We start from the raw sequence: 15023 nt of genomic DNA on the forward strand, positions 1-15023 counted from the left end.
AGTCGGCGAGGATAGCCGGACCCCCCGACTTGAGCGACCGCTCAAACGAGGGCTATTCTCGGCTTGAGCGCCCGCTCAAAAGGCGCTCGAACGGGGGAGGCCGAAAGTGGAGAAGTTCCGGATCAGGTCGGCGAACATCGTGCTGACCGGCATCGTCATCGCGTTCGGGGTCGTGTTCTTCACGATGACCGTCCGCGCCGGCAAGGCCGACAGCGCCCTGCTGTTCGTCGTGCTGCCGACCGTCCTGGCCGCCGCGCTCACGCTCACCCCGGGCAGGAGCACGCACGGCACGGTGTTCCGGCTCACCACCGTCGGCCTGTTGCTGGCGGCCGTGGCGCTGCACGAAGGCGCGATCTGCGTCGTGCTCGCCGCGCCGCTGGTCTACGGCGTGGCACACCTCGTCACCTTCCTGTGCCAGATGTTCCGGGACCGCGACCGGATCATTCCCGTCCTGCTCCCGATCCCGCTGCTGCTCGCCGGGGTCGAGGGCGTCAACCCCGAATGGCGCGTCGACCCCGACCAGTCGGTGCAGGTCAGCCGGGTCGTCGCGGCCGCACCCGCCGACGTCGCCGCCCGCCTCGCCGCCGGCCCGCGACCGGTCGCCACCCGCTCGCTGCCGCTGCGCCTGCTCGGCGTGCCCACCCCCGGACACGTGCACGGCACCGGACTCACCGTCGGCGACCGGTGGATGTTCGGCTACCACGGCAGCGCCCACGGACCCGGCGGCCAGATCGTCACCGAGGTCCGCGCCGCCACCGACCACGAGATCACCTTCGCGATCCTCGAGGACACCTCCATCACCGGCCGCTGGGTGCGGATGCGCGACGCCACCATCAGCTGGCAGCCCAGCGGCACCGGCACCGAGGTCACCGTGCGCATCGACTACCGGCGCGGCCTCGACCCGTCCTGGTACTTCGGACCGCTCCAGGACGGCTTCCTGCACGCCGGCGCCGGCCACTTCCTGGACATGCTGGCCCTGCCATGACCGTCACCGCCGCCCGCTACCTGTGCCTGCTCATCCCGGTGCTCGCGCTGCTCGCCGCCGCCCGCGACAGGCAGGCACGGGCCGGAGCGTCCCTGGCGTTCACCACCGCGCTCACCGGCCTCGCCGTCCTGCACGAGATCGCCACGGCCGCCGGATGGCACGGCTTCGCGAACGTCGACGGCGCCTACCGCGGCTTCCCCGTCGACCTGTGGCTCGGCTGGGCGATCCTGTGGGGCCCGGTCCCGGTGCTGCTGCGCCGATGGCTGCCACTACCGATCGCGCTCGGCCTGCTCCTCTGGCTCGACGTCATCGCCATGCCGCGGCTCACCCCACTGATCCACCTCGGCCCGCACTGGCTGCTCGGCGAAACACTCGGCCTGATCGCGGTGGCCCTACCCGCCCAACTGCTCGGCCGCTGGACCGCCGACCGCCGCCACCTCATCCCACGCGTGCTGCTGCAATTCGCGACGTTCGCGGTGCTGCTGCTGTGGCTCACCCCCACCGCTGCGTTCACCCTCGGTGACGGCAGTTGGAGCCGGTTACTCGACCTGCCCACCTCCGCGATCATCCTGCTCGGCCAGGTGGCGCTCGCGGTCGCGCTTCCCGCACTCGCCGGGGTCCGCGAATTCGCCCTCCGCGGCGGCGGCACCCCCTACCCGTGGGACCCGCCGACGCGGCTGGTCACCACCGGCGTCTACGCCTACCTCGCCAACCCGATGCAGGTCAGCGCGATCCTGCTGCAACTGCTGCTGGCTGCCGCGACCCACAGCGCCACACTGGCCGCGGTCGCCCTCAGCACCACCGCTTTCGCCGCTGCCATCGCCGGGCCGCACGAGAGACAAGACCTTCGATCCCGGTACGGGCAGAGCTGGCGAGAATACCGCGACCGGGTCCGGGACTGGCGACCCCGGAGGACACCCTACGAGCCGGTCCCCGCACGACTCTGGCTCGACGACGACTGCGGACCGTGCACAAGAGTCCGTGACGCGCTGCAACGACAAAACCCGGCCGGACTGACCATCCTGCCCGCCTCCACCCACCCCGGCACACTGTGGCGCGCCCGCTACGAGGCAGCCGACGGGCACACCGCCGACGGGGTCGCGGCCGTCGCCCGATCCTTGGAGCACATCGGCGCGCTCCCCGCGTACATCTCCATGTTTTTGCTGCTCCCCGGCCTGAACCAACTCGCCCAGCTGATCACCGACGCGCTGATCGCGCCCCCGCACCCGGTTGGCGGCGCACCACTGGGGCACAATGACCGCGCGGAGGCGAGGGGAGAGACGTGAGCGACACCAAGCAGCGACTGCTCGACGGAGCCCTCGCCGCGCTGCGCGAGCACGGCGTCACCGGCGTGTCGGCGCGGACCATCGCGGCCGCCGCCGGAGCCAACCAGGCGCTCGTGTTCTACCACTTCGGGTCGGTCGACGACCTGCTCAGCGCGGCCTGTGAACAGGCGACCCGGCAGCGGGTGGACGCGTTCGCCGAACGGTTCGCGGCGGTCGGCTCACTGCGCGAACTGCTCCAGGTGGGCCGGGAGTTGCACGACGAGGAACTGGCCATGGGCAACGTGTCGGTGCTCGCCCAGATGCTGGCGGCCGCCCAGTCGGGGGAGCGGCTCGCCGCACCGACCGCCGCCGCGCTGCGGATGTGGATCGACGAGATCGAGACGGTCCTGCAACGGTTGTTGGCCGGCTCGCCGGTCGCCGAGGTCGCCGACATCCCCGGCCTGGCCCGCGCGGTCGGCGCCGCGTTCGTCGGCATCGAACTCTACGAGGGCGTCGACCGCGACGGCGCCCACCGCGCCCTGGATGCCCTCGACCAGCTCGCCGTCCTGGTCGAGGTCGTCGACGAGCTCGGGCCGCTGGCCCGCCGCGCCCTCAAATCGAAGATCAAGAAGGCCGCCACCCCGCGCGGCTGATCACCGCAACGCCGACAGCACCGCCGTCACCTCCGGCCGCGGCGACGACGGGCGGCGCACCGCCGCGATGATCCGCCGGGTCACCGCCGGAACGAGCGGGCGCGTCGCCACCCGATAGCGCGGATCGACCGCCAGACCCGGCAGCAACGCGATCGACCGGCCCCTCTCCACATGCCGCAACGCCAGCATGTAGTTGTTGAACCGGCAGATCACCGACGGCTCGAAACCCGACTCCCGGCACAACCGGGTGGCCAGCTCCGACATGTAGGAACCGGACACGTCGAACGTCCACCGCTGGCCCGCGCACGCCTCCAGCGCCACCGCCTCCGACCCGGTCAACGGATGATCCTCCGGCAGCACCAGCACGATCTCGTCCTGGCCGAGCGGAACCAGATCGATCGCCGGATCCAGCTCCGCACCGGCGAAATCGGTCGTCGTGATGATCACGTCCACGTCGCCGCGGCGCAGCGCCGACATGCTCTCGTGCGGTTCCAGCTCCAGCAGCACCACTGTCACGTCCGGATGCCGGGCCGCCAGCCGCTCCACCGCCGGCTCGGCCAGCGCGTGCACCGCACTCTGGAAAGCCGCGAGCGTCACCGTCCCGGCCGGCTCCTGCGCCAGACCCCGCAACTCGGCCTCGGCCGCGTCCATCGCCGCCAGGATCTCCCGGGCCCGGCCGGCCAGCAGCACCCCGGCCGCCGTCAGCCGCACCCGCCGGCCGGTCCGCTCCAACAACGCCGTACGCGTCTCCCGCTCCAACGTCGCCAACTGCTGCGACACCGCCGACGGGCTCAGACTGCCCCGCTGCGCGACCGCCCGCACCGTCCCGTACGTGGCCAGGTCGGCCAGCAGCCGCAGCCGCCAGGGGTTGAGTGTCACCCCCGGACTGTACGGCTCCACTTAACAGCAACGTCGAAAATGTGAGCTGGACGTGACGCTCGAAGACTTCCTACCGTCGGGACATGGCTGACTTCTGGACCGACGCCGAGCGTCACCTGATCCGCTACTCCGGCGCCGGCGGCTTCGTCCCGGAGATCATCGAACGCGCCGAGGGCAGCTTCGTCCACACCGCCGACGGCCGGCGACTGCTCGACTTCACCTCCGGGCAGATGAGCGCCATCCTCGGGCACTCCCACCCGGCCGTCACCGCCACCGTCCAACGCCAGGCCGCCACCCTCGACCACCTGTTCAGCGGCATGCTCAGCCGGCCCGTCGTCGACCTCGCCCGCCGCCTCGCCGAGTCACTGCCGGACCCGCTCACCAAGGTCCTGCTGCTCACCACCGGCGCCGAATCCAACGAGGCCGCCATCCGGATGGCGAAACTCGTGACCGGCGGCCACGAGATCATCTCCTTCGCCCGGTCGTGGCACGGCATGACGCAAGCCGCGGCCAGTGCCACCTACAGCTCAGGACGCAAGGGGTACGGACCCGCGGCGCCCGGCAACTACGCCATCCCCACGCCGAACGCATACCGTCCCGACTTCACCACCCCGGACGGGCAACTCGACTGGCGGCGGCAACTCGACTACGCCTTCGAGATGATCGACGCCCAATCGGTGGGCAGCCTGGCCGCCTGCATCGTCGAGCCGATCCTCAGCTCCGGCGGCGTCCTCGACCTGCCGCCCGGCTACCTCGCCGCCCTGCGCGACAAATGCCACGAACGCGGTGGGCTGCTCATCCTCGACGAGGCCCAGACCGGCCTGTGCCGCACCGGAGACTGGTACGCCTTCCAGCGCGACGGCGTCGTACCCGACATCATCACCCTCTCCAAGACCCTCGGCGCCGGCCTGCCCCTGGCCGCCGTCGTCACCAGCGAGGAGATCGAACGGATCGCCCACGAGCGGGGCTTCCTGTTCTTCACCACCCACGTGTCCGACCCGCTCGTCGCCGCGGTCGGCAACACGGTCCTCGACGTACTCGAATCCGAGCACCTCGACCGGCGGGCCGCTGAACTCGGCGCCCACCTGAGCAAAGGGCTGACCGAACTGGCCGGCAGACATGCGGTGATCGGCGACGTACGGGGAAGGGGTCTTCTGATCGGTCTGGAACTGGTCCTGGACCGCGCCACCAAGCAGCCCGCCAACGAACTCGGCGTCGCCGTCACCCGCCGCTGCCTGGAACTCGGCCTGCACATGAACGTGGTCCAACTGCCGGCGATGGGCGGCGTGTTCCGGATCGCACCGGCCCTCACCTCGTCCTTCGAGGAACTGGACCTCGGCCTTTCGATCCTGGACCAGGCGATCGGCGAGGTGGCGGTCACCGTCTAGGCGGGCGCTTGCGGCTCGCCTTCGGCACCCGCCGTCTGCGGGGGCGCGCCTCCTGGCGGACATACCGGGGCTGCCACAGCGGCTCCGGTACCGGCCGGCCCGCGTTACGCCAGACGGCCCAGACCAGCCCGGCGAACGACGCCAGCGCGAGACCGCCCGGGAACCAGGCCCAGCGCACATGGCCGGGCGTCTCCGGGGCGACCAGGCCGGTCGGGTCCAGCAGCACCGTGATGTCGTCGCCGACCCCGAACTCGTCGTTGCTGGGATATCTGTCCCGCCGGCAGATCGTGCCCGGCAGCGGCGATCCGTCGAGGCTTGTCAGCTGGTAGCAGTTCTCCCGCAGGATCCGGCCGCCACGGTTCTCCGTGTCCAGACTGATGCTCACGCTGCTGACATGCGCCGTCTCGGTGTGGCCGGACACGCCCAGCACGATCAGCCTCGCGCCCCAGTTCATCGACGCGAAGAGCACGAGCGCCGCGAACACCATCCCCGCGATCGGGGCCTTGTCGTACCTGTCCTCCCGCTTCCACGTCCTGGCCGGAATCAGCAGCCCCACCACCAGCAGCGTCACCGCCAGCGTGAGGACCAGCAGCCAGAGCTTCCAGCCGCGCATGTCCGCGACCGCGGCCACCAGGGCGGGCGCGGCCATGCAGGCCAGCAACCGAAGCCGCCGGACAAGAGTCGGATCCACACACGCGATTCTGGAAGATCAGCGCAAGGTCCCTACCCTGGCCCGGTGGTGATCATCAGAGCGGTCTTCTTCGATGTCGGCGGAACCATTCTCGACGAGTCCCGGGAGTTCGCCGCCTGGGCGGACTGGCTCGGCGTGCCACGGCACACGCTGTCCGCGGTGTTCGGTGCGGTGATTGTCCTTTGCCAGTGAAGTCTGTCCGTGTCACCCGAGGACGTCCGAGCCGGATTTGTGCCACTAAGGTCTGTCTCTCGGGTAGGCGACCTGCGATTATTCGCGGGTCGCGATCGCCGCGATAGGGGTAGCAGACGCGTCGCCCGGCAAGGTTCTCCCTGGATCTTCACCCGTTCGTCGGTCTCGCTGCCCACCACAGTCGGGTCTTCCCATCACAGAAGAGTCCTCGTCATGATCGACGCCACACCGCATCGTCCTTGGAGACCACCGCGTGATCAGATCCGCAGGCAAGGCCATCGCACGTGCGGGGTTCGCCCGCGCCGCGGAACTCGACCAGCAAATCCGCGCTCGATACCCCGGTGTCTGGCAGCAACTCGACCGGTTCCGGGCCGACCCGCCCGTGGAGTGGCCTGATTGGTGCCTGTTGCCGATGGCTGCTTCCGTTGCGGTGGTCACCAGCAGCTCACCGCTGCATCGCACCAGTGACATACAGCCGTCAAAGCAGCACGTTGCAGTGCTATCCGCCATGTACGCCTGGCGCTTCTCCCGCTCCGTGTTCATCGTTCACCCCAAGCTGGCCAGCCAGTTAGCCGGCGAGACCACCGACAACCTCGGCAATCTCGCGGACTTCACCAGCCTGCCGAACTGGTGCACCTACCTGCCCGCTGCCTATCCCCAACAGTCCGGCCTCGGCGTATGGGCTCACCTCGAATACGCCCCGACCACCGGCCGCCCGGAATTGCGGCTGCTGCTCGACTTCGGCGGATCCCTCGGCGATCTTCAACCCATCAGGGTACGCCTCGACGGCTCCACACTCACCGAAGCGCTCGCAGACCTCCCCGAGCTCGCCACTCTCCCGGCTGGCAGTCCCACTCAGTTCGACCCAGACGTTCGCGAGGTCGAGCTCGACGCCGACGCCACCTCCCTTGTGGAGCGAGTGAAAGGCTTGATCACGATCCTCGCCTACCTCGCCCACCCGGAAGCCGACATCGTCAACGCTAGCCAGCCGACCATCACGCCGCAGAGGTATCGCAGCGCGCCGCCGGACCGGTCCATCTGGGCCGTCGGATATCACAGCCGCACCACCTCGTGATGCTGCGTACGCTGCTGCACGAGGTGAACCTGTGATCATGGCCGCGAGTTCCGGAACTGGGTGTGTTTCTTTCTGAGGGAGATCGCCGAGAAACCCTGGCCAGCAACAATGGGGAGTCCGGGGCGGGCGGCACTTCCGGGGGCATCGATGAACACCACTTGCGACGGCGACCAGCGGAGACGCGGACCGGTCCCCATGATCACCGGCGCGTAGCTCACTCCACAGAGACGCGCCCGGTCGTCGAGTGGTTCGGGGCGTCCGCGAGCTTCATTCTGGCGACTTGACCATGAGATCGATCATCATTGCTGGTACCGCGAGTGTTTCCGGTCTGCTGCCGGGCTTGAGGGTTTGGTCCCATTCGTCGTACGAGTCGGAGCCGAGGTGTCACGTGAGGATCTTGTTGACCGGTGGGGCTGGCAACATCGGGTCGCACACATTGCCGGAGTTGGTTGCGCGTGGGCACACGGTGCGCTCGTTCGAGCGGTTGACCAAGGCTGGCCGGCGCACGGCCCGCAGCCTGCCTCCGGGCGTCGAGGTTGTCTGGGGCGACATCACCGATGCCGATGCGGTCCTGCGCGCGGCCGCCGGCGTGGATGTGGTGGTCCACCTCGCGGCGCTCATCCCGCCGACGGCGGACGAGGAGCCGGAACGTGCCCGTGCGGTCAATGTTGACGGTACGGCCAACGTCGTGGCGGCGTGCCAGGCGCAGCCGACCCCGCCGAGGCTGCTGTTCTCGTCCACCTTCGATGTCCATGGGCACACATTGGACAAGGTTCCGCCCCGGCATGTCGACGATCCGCTGGTCGCGACCGACCCTTACACGGAACACAAGATCAAGTGCGAGGAGCTCGTTCGGGAGTCCGGCCTGACCTGGTGCATCTTCCGCTTCGCCGACGTACCGGTCCTTGGGGTGCGCGACCCGCACCCGATCATGTTCGAGATCGGGTTGGACAACCGGATCGAGGCACTGCATGCCGACGATGCCGGCCTGGCGATCGTCAACGCGTTGGAAACGCCGGAGGTCTGGGGCCGGATATTGTTCGTCGGCGGGGGATCCTCGTGCCAGCTCACATATCGGGAGTACCTGACCCGGCTGCTGGCGGCGATGGGTGTCCCGTCGTTGCCGGACGACGCGTTCAGCACCGCGGTCTACGTGACCGACTGGATCGACACCACCGAAAGCGAGGCATTGCTGCGTTACCAGCGCCACGACTTCGCCGACATCGCCGAAGCCATCGCGGCGAGTCTCGGCTGGAAGCGGCGCCTGGTGCCAATGGTCGGCCCGCTCGCGCGCCGCGCGATCCTGCGGCTGTCGCCCTACCACGGCCGACCGCGTGCCAAGCTTTGACCGAGTCAGGCTACGGCAGGGGTACCGAGGGCCGCTGAGCCTGACCCTGGCGCCAGAACAGGGCGAGGCTTGCACCGAGGGTGCGTTTCTATCTGAGTGATTTTCTCGATCTTGTTCAGGCGGCCAGGTCGTATTGGTAGCTTCTTCAACCGGTGCCGGACCCGTTCGCCATGCCGGGCCGCCGACGGATCCTCAGCCAGAACAGCCACCACCCGGCACCGCATCGGCCGACCGGCCTCGGAGAGCACCACCAGCAGCCGGTCCGCGAAGTCTCCAACCGGACCCGGGGCCGACACTGCCCGCACCGGCTCCGCGAGGCCGCCCGGCTGGCCGCCGCCGGCACCGATCTGATCGGATCCATCGAGGAGGTCGAACGGCACGTGGCGCACGCGGCCACGGTCGCCGATGAGGCGAACACGGTGACCGGCGACGCGAACACCGTCGTCGGGCGCCTGTCACAGTCCAGCACCAAGATCGGCGACGTCGTGCGGGCCATCACGTCGATCGCCGAGCAGACCAACCTGCTCGCCCTCAACGCCACCATCGAGGCCGCCCGTGCCGGCGAGGCGGGAAAGGGCTTCGCCGTGGTCGCTACCGAGGTCATGCGACGGGGTCTCCTGGCTGGCAGGAGGCCCCGCAGCGCGCCTCGGCTCGGCTGGACGTGGTTGAGCGAGCCTCCCTCGACACGACGCCAACGGCCTACCAGTCAGGCCGGACCGCGGGAAGGGGTCTGCCCGCCTGCTGCTCGTAGCCGGTCCGCACTTCCGCGGCGACCCGGCGAAGGAAGGCCGCCGACTCCTGATGGCCGTCTTCGTCGTCCAGGGTCGCCCACCGCTCAAGAGCGGAAACGATCAGTCCCCATTGCCTGGCGCCAAGGTGCATCTCCTGGGTCTGACCCGGAGCAGGCCAGGAGCGAAAACCTTTCGATTCCTTGGGCCAGCCCGGCAGCTGATCCCAGCCTGCTTGCCGGATGCTCTCGGCGTTCTCGGTCAGTTCGACCCAGAACGGGTTCAACTGATCCGGAACCTCGCTCTCGAAGCACTTATCACGCAGGTCTCGGATCTCGTTGTCCATGACCCCGTCGATGCGCAACCAGTCTGCGACTCCGACAACGATCGGGACCACATTGCCACGGTCGAGATCACCCATGCCTCGATGATCACATCGTGGCGAGGGGCAGGACCCTGGCTCACGCACATTGATCATGGGGAACGCTCACCTGGGACCCCGTTCGCACGACACCGGTCAGCGGCGAGAATTCTTCGTCGCGCATGTAACCGGACGCACGGCTGCGGTGTGTTCTCTGGTGTGCGCAACACCGACAGGGAAGCGGGAACCATGACAGGTAGGGACAGCGCCGACTTCGACGCCTTCTACATCGCGACGGGTCGCCGCGTCGTGCTCTACCTGTATGCGGCCTGCGGTGACCGGGCCGAAGCCCAGGACCTCGCCCAGGAAGCCTTCGCCCGCGCCTGGCAGCACTGGTCCCGGGTCTCCCGGTACGAGGATCCCGAAGCCTGGGTGCGGTCGGTCGCCTGGCGGCTGACGGCCAACCGGTGGCGCGGCCTGCGGCGCTGGCTGACCGCCCGCGCCCGGATGGGCCGCCCCGACGAGGCGATCGGCGGCCCGTCACCGGACCGGGTGGCCGTCACGGGCGCGCTCCAGCGCCTGCCGGTGGCGCAGCGGCAGGCCATCGCCATGCACTACTTGCTGGACATGCCGGTCCACGAGATCGCCGCGAGCACCGGTGTCCCGGTGGGCACGATCAAGGTGCGGCTCTCCCGGGCCCGGACGGCGCTCAGCGGACTACTCGACGAGAAGGAGAACAGCGATGTCACATCCGGCGCCTGACCGCCTGCGGGAACTGGCCGACGACGTACGCGACCTCACGATGAAGCCGGCCGCCGAGGTTCGTGCGCGCGGCCGGGCCCGGGGCCGCCGTCAGCTGGCCGCGACGGCCACGGCGGCCGCTGCCGTGGTGGCGGTGTCGGCGGGCGTCGCGTTCGCATGGCCCCGGCAAGACGCGACCCCGACACTGCCCGCGGGGCCAGTCCCCGTCACCTGCGTGCTCACCCTCCCCGACAGCCCCTCCGACGTCCAGATCCGGGTGGCCGACGCCGAGATCGTCTCGGAGCTGCGTGAACGGGGCTTCACGGTGGTCGACGGGGCGGTCGGATCCGGGGCCGCGACCACCTTGACCTACGGGCCCGCGTCCATCGGCAGGGCGACACTGCTGCGGGCGGCCCTGCGCGGCGAGGTCACCATGCGGTTCGACCCGGCCCGCTCCGATCCGGCCATCGACCTGGCCCCGGGGCCGGACTTCGACCGTCTCGCCACCGCCACCGAACTCAACCAGAACCTGGTCACCGTCGGCGTGCCGACCGCGCCACCACAGTGCGGCTGAGGTCCGTGTCTCCTACTCGCGGGCCTTGACCGGTTGCCGGAGGATGGTGCGGAGTCTGCCGGGGTCGACCTTGCGGGCGTCGCTGAGGTAGATCTCGTGATGCCGGCCGGTCATCTGGAGCCCGTTGTCCGGGATGAAGCGCTGGTGCATCTGTTCCAGCGTCGCGGTCTCGTCGTCGTAGGAGCCGACATGCAGGGTCTGCACACAGCGCCCTTCCGACAATGCGCCGAGGCGGACGTCGTGGAGGCGCCGTGGGCCGGCCTTGGCGGCGGTCTGTTCCACGGCGCCGGCGAACATGTCCTGGCCGATCCAGTCGGGCACCATGATCATGAGCGTCCAGTCCCACCGGCTCTTGTCCCGGGCCGCCGTGAACGAATCCATGTCGTCGGCCCACCACAGGCCTTCCAGCGGCATCACGACGTAATCGCGGCCGAGGTCCTGCTTGCTGGCGAATTTCAGCCGGTAGGCCAGGGGGTAGAGCGCCTCGGCCGCTTCGGTGAAGGCCGGGCCGGTGTTGGGATCGCCGTGCCCGTCGATCATGAGGTAGCGCAGGTCCGGCACGTCGACGATCTGGAAACGACCGCGCCGCGCCGAGTAGGTGCCGATCTCCTTCTTGAAGTCGATCTTGGTGGTCATCGGGAAGACCGCCGGCGGAGGTGGTCGTCGGATGCGGAACCGGGCACCCACCCACCCTAAACCGCCCGCCCGTTACAGAAGCTGCTCGCCGCCGCTCTCACCGATGCGAGCGGACCAGGCCGGATTCGTAGGCGATGATCACGGCCTGGACCCGGTCACGGGCGCCGATCTTGGCCAGGACCCGGCCGACGTGTTTCTTCACGGTGGATTCGGTCAGGGTGAAGTGCTCGGCGATCTCGGTGTTGGTCCAGCCCTGCCCGACAGCGACCAGCACCTCGCGTTCGCGTTCGCTCAGGCCGGCGAGGCGCGGGTCGGCCGCCGGCTGCGGGACGGGCGAGCGTTTCTCGGTGTAGGCGTCCATCAACTTCCGGGTCAGGCTGGGCGCCACGACCGCGTCGCCGGTGGCGACGGCCCGGATGCCGGCGATCAGCTCGTCCGGGCGGGCGTCCTTGAGCAGGAAACCCGAGGCGCCGGCACGTAAGCCGGCGTAGACGTATTCGTCGAGGCCGAAGGTGGTCAGGATCAGCACGCGGGTACGGTCCCCGGCAGCGGTGATCCGGCGGGTCGCCTCGATGCCGTCCATGCCGGGCATCCGAATGTCCATGAGCACCACGTCGGGGCGTAACTGTTCGGCCTGGCGCACAGCGTCGGCGCCGTTGCCGGCCTCACCGAGCACCTCCGTTTCGGCGGTGCTGTCGAGTAGCATCCGGAAGCCGAGGCGCTGTAGTGGCTGGTCGTCGGCGATCAGCACAGTGATCAAGGGTGTGGTCCTGTCGCGGTGAGAGTGACGTCGACGGCCCAGCCGCCACGATGAGGGCCGGCGGTGACGGTGCCGCCGTAGAGGCTCGCGCGTTCGCGGATGCCGACGATGCCGTGACCGTCCGGCGAACGGGGGCCGGGGTGCTGGCCGGGCGAACCGCTGTCGGTCACCCGTACCGTCACCAGGTTTTTCTCTGATGTGACCGTGACCTGCGCGGAAGCGTCCTGGCCGGCATGTTTGAGGGTGTTGGTCAAGGCTTCCTGGACGATGCGGTAGACCGCGAGTTGCAGGCCCTGGCCGAGTTGGTGCAGGTCGCCGGTGGTGCGGTAGGTGACAGCGAGCCCGGCCGCGCGGACGCCGGTGAGGAGACGGTCGACGTCGGCGAGGCCGGGTTGCGGCGTGAGTTCCGGGTCGTGGGTGTCATCGCGGAGCACGCCGAGGACCCGGCGCAGGTCGCCGAGGGCCTGCCGGCCGGTCTCGCCGATCAGCCGTAACGGTTCGGCGGCCTTCTCCTGACGGTTGGTGGCGAGGGCGGCGCCGCCGTCGGCCAGGCCGATCATGATGGAGACGTGATGGCCGACGATGTCGTGCATCTCCCGGGCCACCCGGGCCCGCTCGGCCGCCACCGCCAGTCGGGCCTGCTGGTCGCGCTGGGTCTCCAGCCAGGTGACGCGGTCGCTCTGGGCGCCCTGGTAGGCGCGGAAGGTGCGCACCGCCAGGCCGGCGGCGATACCGGCCGAGCAGGTGCCGAGCAGCAGCAGGACGGTGGCCGGCCGATGATCCGCTACTGCCTGGAGGACGTAGACGGCGAAGACGAACTCGGCCGCGACGATCCCCGCCGCGAGCGCGACCACCCGCATCGAGCAGCGCGCGGCGACCCCGTAGAGCATCACGAGCACGACCACGCCGGTGCTGATCCAGACGCCCAGCGACCATTCGGCGAGCAGGATCACGGCGACCGCGAGGAAGGCGGCCATCGGGGCGCGGCGGCGCCACCACAGAGGTACGAGCAGCAGGGCGGCCGCCGCCAGACTCAACGCCGGCGGCTGGGCCGGCTCGTGCTCTCGGCCCTCGGTGAACTCCTCCGGCAGGCTGAACAACAGAAGCAGCCCGGCCACCACCGCGTTCGCCAACCAGGGATGGCGCTGATCCAGGTTGCGGAACCGGTCCCGCCTGCCGAGCATCCAGCGGGCGACCGGATGCCGCAGGAACGGATCCGGCTCGCGTGGTGTGGCCGGGCTGGTCATCATGTGATTGTCGGTGCGGCTGGGGTCAGGCGTCGGATTTCGCCAACCGGTACGCCGCGGCCCCGAGGGTGATCGCGGCGTAACCGGCGAGGACGGCCAGGCCGGCCGGCCGGCTGAGGGCGGCGCCGGACGAGGTCAGCGACATGATCGTGTCGCCGGCGTTGCTGGGCAGGTAGGGGTCGATGTTCCCGGCCCAGGAGTCGGGCAGCAGCATGGTCAGACCCGGCAGGATCAGCAGGACGCCGGCGAGGATCGTGATGCCGCCCGCGCTGGAGCGGACCAGGGTGCCCAGCCCGACACCGATGACCGCGACCAGCCCGAGGTAGAGGCCGGCACTGAGCAGGGCGCGCAGCACGCCGTCGTCGCCGAGGTCGAGCGCGGTCATCACGTCCGGCACCAGTGGTGCGCCCGCCAGGAACGACGCCAGCGCGCCGGCGGCCGTCGCGACGGCCGCGGTCCCCCCGGCGATCGCCGCCTTGGACCACAGCACAGGCAGCCGGGACGGCACCGCCGTCAGGGTCGAGCGGATCATGCCGGTGCTGTACTCCCCCGCGGAGAGCAGTACGCCGAGGACACCGACCGCCAGAGCGGCGAAGGCGGAGCCGCTCAGAGCCAGGCCGACCGGATCGGTGGTTTCGGCGCCGGGGCCACTGCCGTCCTCCGGCTCGAACGTGGCGGCCACGATCAAACCGGCCGTGACCAGCAGCAGCACCGAGACTGCGAGGGTGATCCAGGAGGAGCGCAGGGACCAGAACTTGGTCCATTCGCCGTGCAGGACGCCGCGGGCGGTGAGCCGGTAGGTGGGGCTGGTCATCGGGTCGCCTCCTGCAGGGCGCGGCCGGCGGTGTACTCGACGGCGTCGCGGGTCAGGTCCATGAAGGCCTCCTCGAGCGAGACCCGGTGCTGGGTGAGTTCGTGCAGCGCGATCCGGTGGTCGGCGGCGATCTGCCCGACCTCGCCGGCGCCCATGCCGTCGACCAGCAGTTCCTCGGTTGCGACGGAGGTGACCGTGACGCCCGGCCGGGACAGCAGTTCGCCTAGCACGCCGGCCTGGGCGGTGCCGACCTTGACGCCGCCCCCGGCGGTCTGCGCGATCAGGTCGGCGACGGTGGTGTCGGCCAGGAGCCGGCCACGGCCGACGATCACCAGATGGTCGGCGATCAGCGAGGTCTCACTCATCAGATGCGACGACAGCATCACGGTACGGCCCTCGGCCGCCAGTCCGGCCAGAAGGTGGCGCACCCACAGCACCCCTTCCGGGTCGAGGCCGTTGACCGGCTCGTCCAGCATGATCACTTTGGGGTCGCCGAGGAGCGCGGCGGCGATGCCGAGACGCTGACCCATGCCGAGAGAGAAGCCGCCGACCCGTTTGCCGGCCACCTTACCGAGGCCGGCGAGGTCGATCACCTCGTCGACGCGCCGGCGCGGGATGCCGTGGGTGCGGGGATTGTCAAGATAACGGTGTAACTCGATGTTGTGATGGTTAGTTGCGTCCGGCGG

Annotated in this window: 15 protein-coding genes and 3 pseudogenes; 10 read left to right on the forward strand and 8 right to left on the reverse strand. The window is 69.8% G+C overall.

Features of this window, described 5'->3' with window-relative positions; genetic code table 11:
* The first annotated feature begins 106 nt into the window (after positions 1-106).
* From IEZ13_RS42910 to IEZ13_RS42920, 3 genes and pseudogenes are all read left to right on the forward strand, one after another.
* The gene (locus tag IEZ13_RS42910; RefSeq protein WP_183227164.1) at positions 107-985 is read left to right on the forward strand and encodes a hypothetical protein; all 879 of its coding nucleotides are present in this window, start codon (positions 107-109) and stop codon (positions 983-985) included.
* A pseudogene (locus IEZ13_RS42915) lies at positions 982-2370 on the forward strand (methyltransferase family protein); the annotation flags it as partial. The gene IEZ13_RS42910 and the pseudogene IEZ13_RS42915, both read left to right, overlap by 4 nt.
* Positions 2289-2903 (forward strand): TetR family transcriptional regulator, encoded by a 615-nt coding sequence (locus IEZ13_RS42920; protein WP_221246325.1) that lies wholly within the window; start codon positions 2289-2291, stop codon positions 2901-2903. The pseudogene IEZ13_RS42915 and the gene IEZ13_RS42920, both read left to right, overlap by 82 nt.
* On the opposite strand, the gene IEZ13_RS42925 is transcribed toward IEZ13_RS42920, so the two are convergent.
* Positions 2904-3782: a LysR family transcriptional regulator gene (locus IEZ13_RS42925; protein WP_183227170.1), complete on the reverse strand. Its 879-nt coding sequence runs from the start codon at positions 3780-3782 to the stop codon at positions 2904-2906.
* An 83-nt stretch (positions 3783-3865) separates the two neighbouring features.
* Between IEZ13_RS42925 and IEZ13_RS42930 the strand changes: the two genes are divergently transcribed.
* The gene (locus tag IEZ13_RS42930) at positions 3866-5170 is read left to right on the forward strand and encodes an aspartate aminotransferase family protein (protein ID WP_183227172.1); all 1305 of its coding nucleotides are present in this window, start codon (positions 3866-3868) and stop codon (positions 5168-5170) included.
* Here the strand turns inward: IEZ13_RS42930 and IEZ13_RS42935 are convergent.
* Positions 5160-5861 (reverse strand): hypothetical protein, encoded by a 702-nt coding sequence (locus tag IEZ13_RS42935; protein ID WP_183227174.1) that lies wholly within the window; start codon positions 5859-5861, stop codon positions 5160-5162. The two genes, IEZ13_RS42930 and IEZ13_RS42935, sit on opposite strands and share 11 nt — an antisense overlap.
* 51 nt (positions 5862-5912) lie before the next feature.
* Between IEZ13_RS42935 and IEZ13_RS42940 the strand changes: the two are divergent.
* The 4 genes and pseudogenes from IEZ13_RS42940 to IEZ13_RS47790 form a co-directional block, all read left to right on the forward strand.
* A pseudogene (locus tag IEZ13_RS42940) lies at positions 5913-6038 on the forward strand (haloacid dehalogenase); the annotation flags it as partial.
* A 268-nt stretch (positions 6039-6306) separates the two neighbouring features.
* Positions 6307-7128, forward strand: a complete 822-nt coding sequence (locus tag IEZ13_RS42945) for an AcrVA2 family anti-CRISPR protein (RefSeq protein ID WP_183227176.1) — start codon at positions 6307-6309, stop codon at positions 7126-7128.
* 388 nt (positions 7129-7516) lie between these two features.
* Complete coding sequence (locus tag IEZ13_RS42950) at positions 7517-8476, forward strand: NAD-dependent epimerase/dehydratase family protein (protein ID WP_183227178.1); 960 nt, start codon at positions 7517-7519, stop codon at positions 8474-8476.
* 170 nt (positions 8477-8646) lie between these two features.
* Positions 8647-9069: pseudogene (locus IEZ13_RS47790) on the forward strand (methyl-accepting chemotaxis protein); the annotation flags it as partial.
* Between the two features lie 106 nt (positions 9070-9175).
* Here the strand turns inward: IEZ13_RS47790 and IEZ13_RS47270 are convergent.
* Positions 9176-9625, reverse strand: coding sequence for a hypothetical protein (locus IEZ13_RS47270; protein ID WP_229795734.1), 450 nt, complete (start codon positions 9623-9625; stop codon positions 9176-9178).
* 189 nt (positions 9626-9814) lie between these two features.
* On the opposite strand from IEZ13_RS47270, the gene IEZ13_RS42960 reads away from it, so the two are divergent.
* Both IEZ13_RS42960 and IEZ13_RS42965 read left to right on the forward strand, forming a co-directional pair.
* Complete coding sequence (locus IEZ13_RS42960) at positions 9815-10327, forward strand: SigE family RNA polymerase sigma factor (protein ID WP_183227180.1); 513 nt, start codon at positions 9815-9817, stop codon at positions 10325-10327.
* Complete coding sequence (locus IEZ13_RS42965) at positions 10308-10880, forward strand: LytR C-terminal domain-containing protein (RefSeq protein WP_183227181.1); 573 nt, start codon at positions 10308-10310, stop codon at positions 10878-10880. Before IEZ13_RS42960 ends, IEZ13_RS42965 begins: the two co-directional genes overlap by 20 nt.
* A 12-nt stretch (positions 10881-10892) precedes the next feature.
* On the opposite strand, the gene IEZ13_RS42970 is transcribed toward IEZ13_RS42965, so the two are convergent.
* The 5 genes from IEZ13_RS42970 to IEZ13_RS42990 form a co-directional block, all read right to left on the reverse strand.
* Positions 10893-11516 (reverse strand): GyrI-like domain-containing protein, encoded by a 624-nt coding sequence (locus tag IEZ13_RS42970; protein ID WP_183227183.1) that lies wholly within the window; start codon positions 11514-11516, stop codon positions 10893-10895.
* Positions 11517-11613: 97 nt separating this feature from the next.
* Entirely contained in the window at positions 11614-12276 is a 663-nt protein-coding gene (locus tag IEZ13_RS42975) for a response regulator (RefSeq protein WP_183227185.1), read from the reverse strand.
* Positions 12273-13523, reverse strand: coding sequence for a sensor histidine kinase (locus IEZ13_RS42980; protein ID WP_183227187.1), 1251 nt, complete (start codon positions 13521-13523; stop codon positions 12273-12275). The genes IEZ13_RS42975 and IEZ13_RS42980 overlap by 4 nt, the downstream gene beginning before the upstream one ends.
* A gap of 25 nt (positions 13524-13548) precedes the next feature.
* A complete protein-coding gene (locus IEZ13_RS42985) occupies positions 13549-14337 on the reverse strand; it encodes an ABC transporter permease (RefSeq protein WP_183227189.1) in 789 nt (262 codons plus the stop codon).
* Positions 14334-15023: ATP-binding cassette domain-containing protein (locus IEZ13_RS42990; RefSeq protein WP_189285778.1), on the reverse strand; the 690-nt coding region annotated here is incomplete at its 5' end. The genes IEZ13_RS42990 and IEZ13_RS42985, both read right to left, overlap by 4 nt.

It is taken from the genome of Actinoplanes campanulatus (assembly GCF_014647795.1).
Taxonomy (GTDB): domain Bacteria; phylum Actinomycetota; class Actinomycetes; order Mycobacteriales; family Micromonosporaceae; genus Actinoplanes; species Actinoplanes campanulatus.

Excerpts from the sequence above, each read along its gene's own strand:
- IEZ13_RS42970 (WP_183227183.1), bottom strand. The coding sequence starts at position 11,516 with ATGACCACCAAGATCGACTTCAAGAAGGAGATCGGCACCTACTCGGCG.
- IEZ13_RS42985 (WP_183227189.1), bottom strand. The coding sequence starts at position 14,337 with ATGACCAGCCCCACCTACCGGCTCACCGCCCGCGGCGTCCTGCACGGC.
- IEZ13_RS47270 (WP_229795734.1), bottom strand. The coding sequence starts at position 9,625 with ATGGGTGATCTCGACCGTGGCAATGTGGTCCCGATCGTTGTCGGAGTC.
- IEZ13_RS42965 (WP_183227181.1), top strand. The coding sequence starts at position 10,308 with ATGTCACATCCGGCGCCTGACCGCCTGCGGGAACTGGCCGACGACGTA.
- IEZ13_RS42930 (WP_183227172.1), top strand. The coding sequence starts at position 3,866 with ATGGCTGACTTCTGGACCGACGCCGAGCGTCACCTGATCCGCTACTCC.
- IEZ13_RS42980 (WP_183227187.1), bottom strand. The coding sequence starts at position 13,523 with ATGACCAGCCCGGCCACACCACGCGAGCCGGATCCGTTCCTGCGGCAT.
- IEZ13_RS42960 (WP_183227180.1), top strand. The coding sequence starts at position 9,815 with ATGACAGGTAGGGACAGCGCCGACTTCGACGCCTTCTACATCGCGACG.